Genomic DNA, 10,238 nt, shown 5'->3' with positions numbered 1-10,238 from the left:
CGACCTAGACGTGTGGTACGTGCGGAACCGAAGCCTCTGGCTCGACCTCCAGATTTTGCTCCGAACCCCAATCATCCTGATTCAGGGGACCGGCGTGGAGGGGCCCGACGGACACAATCCTTCGTTCTCGTCGTCCTCTCGCTCTCATGCCTGATCCCACTCCTCTCGTTCTCGTCGGCGCGGGCGGATTCGGTCGCGAAGTGGCCGCGCTCATCGAGGCCATTAACGAGGACCAGCCGACGTGGGAGTTCTTGGGATTCGTCGACGACGACCCCGACCTCCACGGCACGTCCGTCATGGGACATCCCGTCCATGGGGATGTTGGCTGGCTCGCCCACCAGTCTCGTCTCCGCTTTGCCCTCGCCATCGGTGACGGAGAGGCGCGTCGCTCAATCGCTGATCGCCTTGCCTCGACTGACGTTCGGCCCGCCACGCTCGTTCATCCGACCGTGTCCCCTCACCGCACGGTCACCTTCGGCCCGGGCGCCATCCTCTGCACCGGGGCCACCCCCACCGTGGACCTCCACATCGGAGCCCACACGGTCCTCGATCAGCGCTGCACTGTGGGGCACGACGCGGTGCTCGATTCGTTCGTGTCGGTTCGTCCCGGTGCCCACGTCTCGGGCTCGGTGCACCTGGAGACAGGCGCAACGCTGGGGACCGGAGCGGTGGTGCTTCCGGGCGTGACTGTGGGCTCGTGCGCAACAGTGGGTGCTGGAGCGGTGGTCACCGACGATCTTCCCCCCGACTGTACGGCCGTCGGTGTGCCCGCTCGGCCCCAATCGTGACGCTGGCCCCTTGGCTTGCGTCGCAGTACGTGGCAGCATTCGGGTGGCCTCCGCCCAGTAGACCGACTGCACCTCTGGGCATACCCGGTGCTTGACGTGTTGAAATGTACTGACGCCCACACGCCTCAACCTCGTCGTGAAAATTGCTGTTTTCCTCCAGTACTACCACACGCCCGACTGCCCCACCGCGGCGCGGCCGTATGCGCTGGTCAAGCGGCTGGGGCAGGAGCACGACGTGACGGTGATCACGACGCGGGCGTGGGAGGAGAACCGGCAGGCACACCGGTTTCCATGGGTGCCTCCGGGCGTCGACCTCGTGCGGTTTGACGTGCCCTACGACAACGCCATGTCGGCCCCACGGCGACTCGCTGCGTTCCTTCGGTACGCCATCCAGGCCGTCTGGTACGGCCTGCAAATGCCACGGCCGGACCTCGTTCTCGGCTCGTCGACGCCGCTGACCGCGGCCGCGGCGGCTGCGACGGTGGCCCAGCGGCGAGACATTCCGTGGCTCTTCGAGGTGCGGGATCTCTGGCCCGCGTTTCCGATCCAGATGGGGGCCGTACCGAACTACGGGCTTCACGGTCTGCTGCGAGGGGGGGAGGCGGCCCTGTACCGGAGCGCACGACACGTCGTTGCCCTGTCCCCCGACATGGAGACTCATGTTCGCACCCGAGCGCCCTCGGCCGAGGTGACGACGCTGGAGTACGGATCCGACGTCGACCTGGTCGACGAGATCGGCCCCGAGGAGCGAACCGACCTCAAGGAGCGGTTTTCTCTAGACCGACCGTTTCTGGTCCTCTACGCGGGGACCTTCGGCCGGGCCAACGCGATTCCCACGCTGCTCGACGCCGCCCGGCGGCTCACTGCCAGCCGTTCCGACGTGCTTGTCGCCTTCGCCGGCCAGGGCTACCACGAGTCGACCGTACGGCGGGCCGCCCGCCGGCACGACGCCATCCGACAGATTCCCCCGCTCCCCTACCCCGATACACTCGCCCTGTTCGACGTTGCCGACCTCTCGCTCGTCTCGTTCATCGACCGGCCCGTGCTGGCGTCGAACTCTCCAGGCAAATTTTTTGATAGTCTCGCAACAGGAACCCCCGTCATCGTGACGAACCCTGGCTGGACAAAGCGGTTTGTGCAGCGGCAAAGCTGTGGATGGTACGTTCCACCCGACTCCCCGAATGCCCTGGCCGACCGTCTCCACGCCGTGCTCGGGTCGCCCGATGCCCTGACTCGGTCGGGGCGGAATGCTCAGGCCGCCGCCCGGCAACACTTTGTCCGGGCCGAAATTATGGACCGGTATACGGACCTCGTTGAGCGCGTGGGACGGGCCCAGCACGAATGAGACGACTCCCGGTCGACCCACGAGAACCGCCCACGTCCCCGGCATCCCATCCTCATCCTCTAATTCTTCGACCATGGCGTCCTCTTCATCCGGTTCGGAGGCCTCCTCGCTCGGAGCACAGTCTGAAGATACGTCTTCGCCCTCGCTCTGGGCGTGGCTGCGCGTGCAGGTTCCGCTCCTGCTCGCGCTGCCCGACCTGCTGATTCTGTACGGCGGCCTCCTCCTCGGCTACAAGATCCGTCTTGGGGGCTGGATGCTGCCCCACGCGACGGAGTGGGGCGTCGCCTCCCTCACCGTGCTGGGCGTCTACATGGCCGCACTCGCCGCGAGCGGTGTGTATCGGATGCCGCCCCGCCTGATGGGGTTGAACGAGGCGCTGCGAATTGGGGGGTGGCTCGTCGGCGCATGGGGCGTGTCCATCACACTGACGTACGCCCTGAACCCGGCCACTGTCCCGCCTCGGAGCGTGATGGCGGTGCTCGGGCTCGTGGCCCTCGTCGGGGTTCTGGGCGTTCGGGCCGTGCTCCGGCGCGTCCTGGAGCTCGTGTCCCCGACGCCCGGCGAGCCGGCTCCTGGAGTGGCGTCGACCGAGCTTCGGCTGGAGGACCTCGTCCCCCGCGAGGCTACGGAGATCGACCGCCTGACCCTCCGCAACATGCTCTCCGACCGGACCGTGCTCGTAACGGGCGCGGGGGGATCCATTGGCTCGGAGTTGAGCCGCCAGTTGGCCGACCTCTGTCCGTTCCGACTGGCATTCGTGGACGTGAGCGAGCACAACCTGTACCGGCTCGAGACCGCTCTGCGCGCCGGAGACTACGACGGCGACATGGACTTCTGCATTGCCGACGTGCGCGATACCTCAATCATGGACGGCCTCTTCCGCAGCATCCGCCCGGACGTGGTCATCCACACGGCGGCCTACAAGCACGTTCCCCTGATGGAGCGCCACCCGGTCGAGGCGTTCCGCAACAACACGACGGCCACGGCCAACCTGCTCGATCTCTGCGAGCAGCATGAGGTGGACGAGTTCGTGTTCGTGTCTACGGACAAGGCGGTCAATCCCACGAGCGTGCTCGGGGCGACCAAGCAGCTGGCGGAGTGGTACGTCCGCACCGGAACGGGCCCCACGCGCTGTACGACGGTTCGCTTCGGCAATGTGTTTGGCACGCAGGGAAGCGTCGTGCCACGGTTTGAGAAGCGGCTCGCGGACGGCGATCCGCTCCCCGTCACGCACCCGGACATGGAACGGTACTTCATGAGCCCGAAGGAGGCCTGCAGCCTCGTTCTCCAGACGCTCCTGTTCGACGCCCATCCCACCTACATCTTTCGGATGGGGGATCCGATCCGGATTCAGTGGCTGGCCGAGCGCTTCGTCGAACACTGGTACCCGCACGTCAACCCGGAGACGATGATCGACCACGTGGGACGCCGCCCCGGAGAGAAGCTCGCCGAGGAGCTCACGCACGCCCACGAAACGGCGCACCCAACCGATCACCCGAGCGTTCTGGGGATCAAGGGGCCCGTTCCGTACTCTCGATCCGACCTTGAAGCGCATCTTCAGCGCCTCCAATCGGTGTGCGACCCCACGCGCGAGTCGCGCGAACAACTGCGACACCTGCTCCTCGACACGCACCCTGATGGGCACGACGGGGCTGAGGTCTCGTCCTCCGACCGCTCGTCCGTTGAACTGTGACGCGTGAACTCGTGACGCGTGACCAGGCACACGCTGCCCGTCGACGCTTCACGCCCCACGCACTGGCTGCCTCATGCACGTCCTCGTGGTTCCATCCTGGTACCCGACCACCGAGGCCCCCCGCAACGGAATTTACTTCGCCGAGCAGGTCCGCTGCCTGAGCGACCACGGGATGAAGGGTGGGGTCGTCTACCCCGAGCAGCAGAGCCTGCGCCGACTGTCCGGGCCGGCCCTTCGTCGCAAACATTTCCAGACCGCCTGGACGAACGACCACGGCGTCCCGACGCTCCGGCGGTACGGATGGAACGTGTGGTGGCGTTTTCCGCCCGGGATGCGGCTCCGCGTCCGGAGTGCCGTCCACCTCGCCCGGCGCTACGTGGATCGGCACGGCGTGCCCGACGTCATTCACGCCCACAGCGCCCGCTGGGCAGGGGCCGCGGCGGCGAGGATGAGCGACGCACTGTCCGTCCCCTACGTTCTGACCGAGCACTACAGCGGATTTCAACGTGACGACATTGTCCCCTGGCGCTGGCCGCTCGTCGAGACTGGCTTCCAACACGCCAGCGGGGTCGCGGCGGTGAGCGCGTCGCTGAAAGACGCGCTCGTCGCGCACGACCTTGCGGAAGCGTCGGAGGTCGACGTTCTTCCAAACCCTGTTCGGGCGTCCCTCTTCACGCTGCCCCCCGACGGACGACCGTCGCCCCCGCCCTTCCGGGTCGTAACGGTTGCGCACCTGAGCCCCCGAAAGAACATCGCAGCCGCGTTGGAGGCACTTGCGAGGGCGTTTTCGGGCTCGACCGAGGCGTCGCTGACCATCGTCGGGGACGGTCCGGAACGGGCGGCCCTCAAGCGCCAGGCCCGTCGGCTGGGCGTGGCGGACCAGGTCTCCTTTCCCGGATCGCTGGACCGTGAGGGCGTGCGGGCGGCCCTCTGGAACGCCCACGCCTTCGTGCTCCCGAGCCGACACGAGACGTTCGGCGTGGTGCTCATTGAAGCGATGGCGACCGGGCTCCCCGCAGTGGCTACTCGGTGCGGCGGCCCCGAAGACATCGTGACCCCGGAGACGGGCCTTCTCGTACCGCCCGGCGATTCTGCGGCGCTGGCCGACGCCCTCCAAACGATGCGCCGGCAGTGGTCGTCGTTCGGGGCGGCGGACATCCGGGCCCGCACCCTTGAGCGATACGGCCCGGAACCTTTCGTTCGCCGCACGCGATCATTCTACCATCAGGCCCAGGCCGCCTGACCGCATCGATGCCGCCTCTTCCACCCCCAATCGGGCCGCCCGCGCCCTGGTAGTTTCTTCGGGACCTCCTCTATGCTCGACCTTCAGTTCCCGTTCTGGCTTGCACTCGTGTGCGGCCTGGGTCTCCTCGGCCCGGCGTCTGCCCGGGCTCAGTCCGGCGATCCGTACGATTCGTCATGGTACGATCCCGACGCCCCCCACCTTCAGATCGCCGTTACGAGCGATGGGGTCTACCGCGTGGCGGCAGATGCTCTCCGGGACGCGCTCCCGGACGGCACGCGCCTCTCCGACATTGCGCCGGAGACGATTCGGCTGATTGAGAACGGCCGGGAAGTCCCGATTCAGATCGACGGCGCCGCGGACGGATCGCTCGACGCGACCGACACGATTACGTTCGTGGGCCACCGAAACCGTGGTAGAGACGAAGTATGGGCGTACAACGGCAACGCGTCGGCCCAGAGCAGCACGTACCGCAGCCTCTACAGCGACACGACGTTCTACTGGATGACCTGGGGCGGGGAAACCGGACGCCGGTACGAGGCGGGCACCGCGTCCGCCTCGGGGCCCTCGACGACGTCCCTCCGCGACACAGTTCACCGTGAGCAGGATCGGTACTACTACTTCGGGCGCCCGTCAGACAGCGGAAACCCCCTCTACACGCGCTCGGAGGGCTACTACTGGACTCGGTTCCGGCACACCGACACCTCTCCAATCTCGTCGACCTACGCTCTTCCTGTCGGTCGCCGGACGGCGGCGGACACCACCCTCAATTTGACGCTTCGCTTCGACGCTGAGACGAACTCTTGCCACCGGGTGAAGATTGAAGGAGAGCTGCGTCAGTCCGGGGGATCCTCCGCCTTCGAGTCCCTCAAGACCGTGGAGTGGAAGGGCATTGAGCGCTTTACGGCCGAGGCCACGATTGCCCAGAATCGGATCCCGGAGTCGGGCCTGACGCTGCGTCTTACCTCCTACAACGGCGGATTCTCGGACGACCTCAACTGCCCGGACCCGTCGAGCACCCCGAATCATGTGCTGTTCGACTGGGCCGAAGCGGTCTACACGCGGGGCTTGAGCGCCCGAGGGAACCGGCAACACTTCACGGTCCCGACGCCCGACGCGCGCACCTTCGCCCTAACGGGCCACACGGGGGACTCCGTGCACGTTTACAGCCCGGCCACTGCGAAACGGTACTCGGCGGAGATCGCCGACGACACCGCCTTTGTCTCTGCCCTCCCCTCAGCCGCCCCGGCAACGTACTGGGCCGCAGGCGGCAGCGGCTTCCGGAGTCCAGCGGCCGTCCGGCCCGACGCGCCAAGCAACTGGTCGGCAACCGAGGCCCATGGCGCCGACTACCTCATTCTTACTACTGAGGCGCTGCTTCCCTCGGCGCAGCGGCTGGCTGAATATCGTCGCACCCACGACGGCTACCAGGTGGAAGTCGCGCTGGTCCAGAACGTATTCGACGAGTTCGACTACGGCCGTCCCACGCCCATTGCCATCCGGCGATTCGTGCGGTCAACTCAAACCTGGGACTCGGCCCCCCAGTTTCTCGCCATCTTTGGGGACGCCCAGTACCCGATCCGGGACGGCTCTGTCGAGACGTTGTACCCCGAGTGGAGCGTCCCGTCTTTTGGTTTTGCGCCCTCGGACGGCTGGTTCGCGATGCAGGCCGACGGGCCCAACGACTGGTCCGAGTTTCTTGCCGTGGGCCGCATCCCAGTCCGGTCCGTTGCGCAGGGGAATCTGTTCATCGAGAAGCTGAAGACCTACGAGTCGGCCCCCCTCGAGCGCTGGCAGAAGCGGATGCTTCTCCTCGCCGGCGGCACCACCGAGAGCGAGCAGCAATCCCTCCAGTTCTACTCGAACCGATGGGGCCGCATCGCATCGGACACGACCGTCCGCCTCGACGGGCAACAGGTTCCCGTAAATACCGGGGCCGACACGATCCGATACTACAAGAAGGTCAACGACCCGCTCGACGCGAGCTTTCAGGACTCGCTGGCCGCGGACCTGAAGCGGGGTGCAGGCTGGCTCAACTACTTTGGCCACTCGGCCGCGCAGACGTGGGAGATCGTGACGGACCCGCCCTCGGAGTTCGACAACGCGGGCCGACTGCCCATTGTCATCTCTCTCGGCTGCCGCACTGGCTCCTTCGCCGGGGGACGCTTCGAGGAAAAGAGCGCTCCATCGCTGGGGGAGCAGCTCGTCGTGGGGTCCGTGCGGCCCGACGGCACGCCCCGCGAGGGGGCGCTGAACGGAGGCATCGCTCACTTTGGCGAGTCGGCGCTGGGGAACCTGTTGCCGTCGGCCCGCCTCAACGACGCCCTCGTCCAGGATGTCTTCGTGGACACGACGCGCGTCCTCGGCGAGGCCATTCGCGCGGCCAAGGCCGACATTGCGGCTAATTACGGGCGGAGCGACCTCTACGTGAAGCATCTTCTGCAGTACGGGCTTCTCGGGGACCCGGCCACGAACATGGCCCTCCCGTCTCGTCCCGACTTGCACGTCACCCCGGACCTGCTCTCGATCGAGCCCACGGCCCCCATTCCGTCCGACCAACTGACGGTGACGGCCCGCGTTCAGAACCACGGACTGATTCCCGCCGACAGCGTGACGGCCCGCCTGACCTGGGAGCGGCCGGACGGCACGACCGTCCGCCGAACCCGTCGCCTGGACCGGTTCCCGCTCGAACGCACGCTCCGGTTCTCGTTCTCGCTCGACGAGCAGACCCTCGGCACGAATACCTTCCGCGTCACCGTCGATCCCGCGAACGCGTACGCCGAGGCCGACGAGACCGACAACGTCGCCGAGCAGTCTCAGGTCGTTTTCGACACGGGGGTGTCGCTTCTCTCCCCCCCCGATTACGGGACCGTCGCCACGAGGCAGCCGTCTCTGGAGTTCACCGTGTCCGGTCAGACAGAGGGGTCGGTGCCCGTCGTCGTGCAGCTCGACACGGTGCCCGACTTCTCGTCCCCCGCCCGCCGGGAGGTCCGCCGTGACGTGGACAACCTCCTGGGCACGTGGCAGCCCTCCGCCCTCCGCCCGGGCCAAACCTACTACTGGCGTGCCCGGCTGGCCGATGCGGGCGCAAATACCTGGCGAGCGGCCCGGTTCACGGTCGACCAGACTCTCCCCAAGCGCTCGTGGCAGCAGCAGGGGCGCTTGTTCTCGACGAATGCTTCCCCGCGCCTCCAGCGCACCGATCGCTCGTGGGCCTTCGACCAGTACTCCCGCAGCGTCTTGACAAACGCCAATCGGGGCAATGCCTCCCGGGTTCATGGCTTCATCATCGACGGGACCTCGCGGTACGAGTACCTCCAGTTCGGATTTGGTGTGCTCGTGCTCGACGGCACCACGGGCGCCGTCCGCGAAAGTGAGTCCTTCCCCACCTACGACCTGCGGGACGACCTCGAAGATGACGTGGGCGATCAGCAGGAAGCCATCGACGCCCTCACGACGTTTCTCAACCAGGTGCCCCAGGAGGGCGACTACGTGTTCGTTCGGACCCGGCATCTCGCCCGGCAGAGCGGGGCCTCGATTCCAGACGCGGTGACGTCGCTCTTCCGAAACCTCGGCTCGGCGGCCATCGATACCCTCACCTACAACCACGTCTGGGCGATGAAAGTCCGCAAGGGCCGTCCGGACGAGACCGTGGAGCGGGTCTCTCCGCCCTCAGAGGCCGACCAGGTGAACGAGATCAACCTCACTGTGGAGCCTCGGTTTTCACACGCCTCCGGCACCACGACCTCGCCCCGAATTGGGCCGGCCAGCGCATGGTCGTCGCTCCAGTGGACGGGCTCTGCGCCGGATCCAGGAGACCGGGTGACGGTCGATGTCCTTGCCGCCGACTCGACGGTCCTCATCGACAATCTGACCGGTGCCGCAGGGCAGCAGGACCTCTCCTCGATCGATGCACAGGCGCACCCCTACCTCCACCTTCGCGCCACCCTCACGGACTCGACGAACCGTACGGCCCCGCAGCTCAGGCAGTGGAGCGTATCGCGTACAGGGGTGCCCGAACTCGCAGTCGACCCGTCCGGCCTGCAGTCCTTCCCCGACACGCTTCAGCAGGGGCAGGCCCCGTCGGCCACGCTTCCGGTCGTCAACTTCGGGCCGGTAGAGAGCCGTCCGGTCCGTGTACATGCAACCGTGACGGGGGCATCGAACACAACGACTACGCTGGCCACCGACACGCTAGCGGCCCTCCCTCCCAATGGGGGACGCGATACGACGTCGTTCGCGGTTCCGAGTGCTGACCTTGCAGGATCGAATGTGCTCACGGTAGAAGCCGAGCCGAAGGGTCCCCCGGAGCGGCTCACGACAAACAACACCACCGTTCGGAACTTCTACGTCCGGCGCGACCAGAGCCCGCCGTCCCTTCGCGTGCTGGCCAACGGCCGCGAGCTTCGCCCGACGCCATCGGACCTGAATAATCTTCAGGCCCCTCAGCTCCCCTTTGTCTCTTCCCAGCCGACCTTCGAAGTTTTTATTCGCGACGACAATCCGTATCTCAGTGTGGACGACACCAGCCAGGCGGACGTGTACTTGAAGGGCGGACTTCCAAGTCGCGACCCCTCACTGGGATCGGTGTTCCGGCGGATTCCCTTCGCCAGCGACGCGCTCAAGCTCGTGCCCCCGGATACAGCCGCCGACCCCACCCGTCTGGTCTTCGAGCCAGACCTGGGGGCTCGGGACTCCACCTACACCCTGAAGGTGGAGGCCCGGGACGCCCGCGGAAATGAGGTCGAGCCGTACCAGGGCAGCTTCCGCGTCCAGCAGGAGCAGGTCATCGAGGACGTGTATCCGTACCCCAACCCGATGCGCACCCACACGACGTTCGCGTTCCGGGTGAAGGGGGGCCGGAACGAGGGGCTCCGGGGGTTTACCTTGCGGATCTACACGCTCTCCGGACGCCTCGTTCGCCAGTTCGACGAGCAGGACCTCAAACATCCGTTGCGGGTGGGCTGGAATACGCTCCGCTGGAACGGCCGGGACCAGGATGGAGACCGGGTGGCCACGGGCGTGTACCTCTACCGGGTCCGCATTGAGGGGGAAGACACGACCTTCCGGGGCGACGTCGAAAAAGTCAGTGTGATCCGGTAGTGCCGTCTCCGGATCGCAACGTCGTGATGAGCTCCCACCTGTGTGCCGTCCGCCAAAGAGACGATG

General features: G+C 66.7%; 5 protein-coding genes. All 5 read left to right on the top strand.

What is annotated here, in order from left to right; translation table 11 throughout:
- Nucleotides 1-146 precede the first annotated feature (146 nt).
- On the top strand, nucleotides 147-788 hold the full coding sequence (locus tag ABEL04_RS09075; RefSeq protein ID WP_375802070.1) for an acetyltransferase: 642 nt from the start codon (nucleotides 147-149) through the stop codon (nucleotides 786-788).
- Nucleotides 789-924: 136 nt separating this feature from the next.
- Complete coding sequence (locus tag ABEL04_RS09070; protein WP_375802069.1) at nucleotides 925-2,133, top strand: glycosyltransferase family 4 protein; 1,209 nt, start codon at nucleotides 925-927, stop codon at nucleotides 2,131-2,133.
- A gap of 73 nt (nucleotides 2,134-2,206) precedes the next feature.
- A complete protein-coding gene (locus tag ABEL04_RS09065) occupies nucleotides 2,207-3,826 on the top strand; it encodes a polysaccharide biosynthesis protein (protein WP_375802068.1) in 1,620 nt (539 codons plus the stop codon).
- Nucleotides 3,827-3,899: 73 nt separating this feature from the next.
- Complete coding sequence (locus ABEL04_RS09060; RefSeq protein WP_375802067.1) at nucleotides 3,900-5,069, top strand: glycosyltransferase; 1,170 nt, start codon at nucleotides 3,900-3,902, stop codon at nucleotides 5,067-5,069.
- 72 nt (nucleotides 5,070-5,141) lie between these two features.
- Nucleotides 5,142-10,172, top strand: coding sequence for a C25 family cysteine peptidase (locus ABEL04_RS09055; protein WP_375802066.1), 5,031 nt, complete (start codon nucleotides 5,142-5,144; stop codon nucleotides 10,170-10,172).
- The last annotated feature ends 66 nt before the right edge of the window (nucleotides 10,173-10,238 follow it).

This window comes from Salinibacter sp. (assembly GCF_042218895.1).
GTDB lineage: Bacteria > Bacteroidota > Rhodothermia > Rhodothermales > Salinibacteraceae > Salinibacter.
Note: the sequence above shows the minus strand (reverse complement) of the source record. Positions and strands in the feature narration are given on the sequence as shown.

Excerpts from the sequence above, each read along its gene's own strand:
- ABEL04_RS09075 (WP_375802070.1), top strand. The coding sequence starts at position 147 with ATGCCTGATCCCACTCCTCTCGTTCTCGTCGGCGCGGGCGGATTCGGT.
- ABEL04_RS09065 (WP_375802068.1), top strand. The coding sequence starts at position 2,207 with ATGGCGTCCTCTTCATCCGGTTCGGAGGCCTCCTCGCTCGGAGCACAG.
- ABEL04_RS09060 (WP_375802067.1), top strand. The coding sequence starts at position 3,900 with ATGCACGTCCTCGTGGTTCCATCCTGGTACCCGACCACCGAGGCCCCC.
- ABEL04_RS09055 (WP_375802066.1), top strand. The coding sequence starts at position 5,142 with ATGCTCGACCTTCAGTTCCCGTTCTGGCTTGCACTCGTGTGCGGCCTG.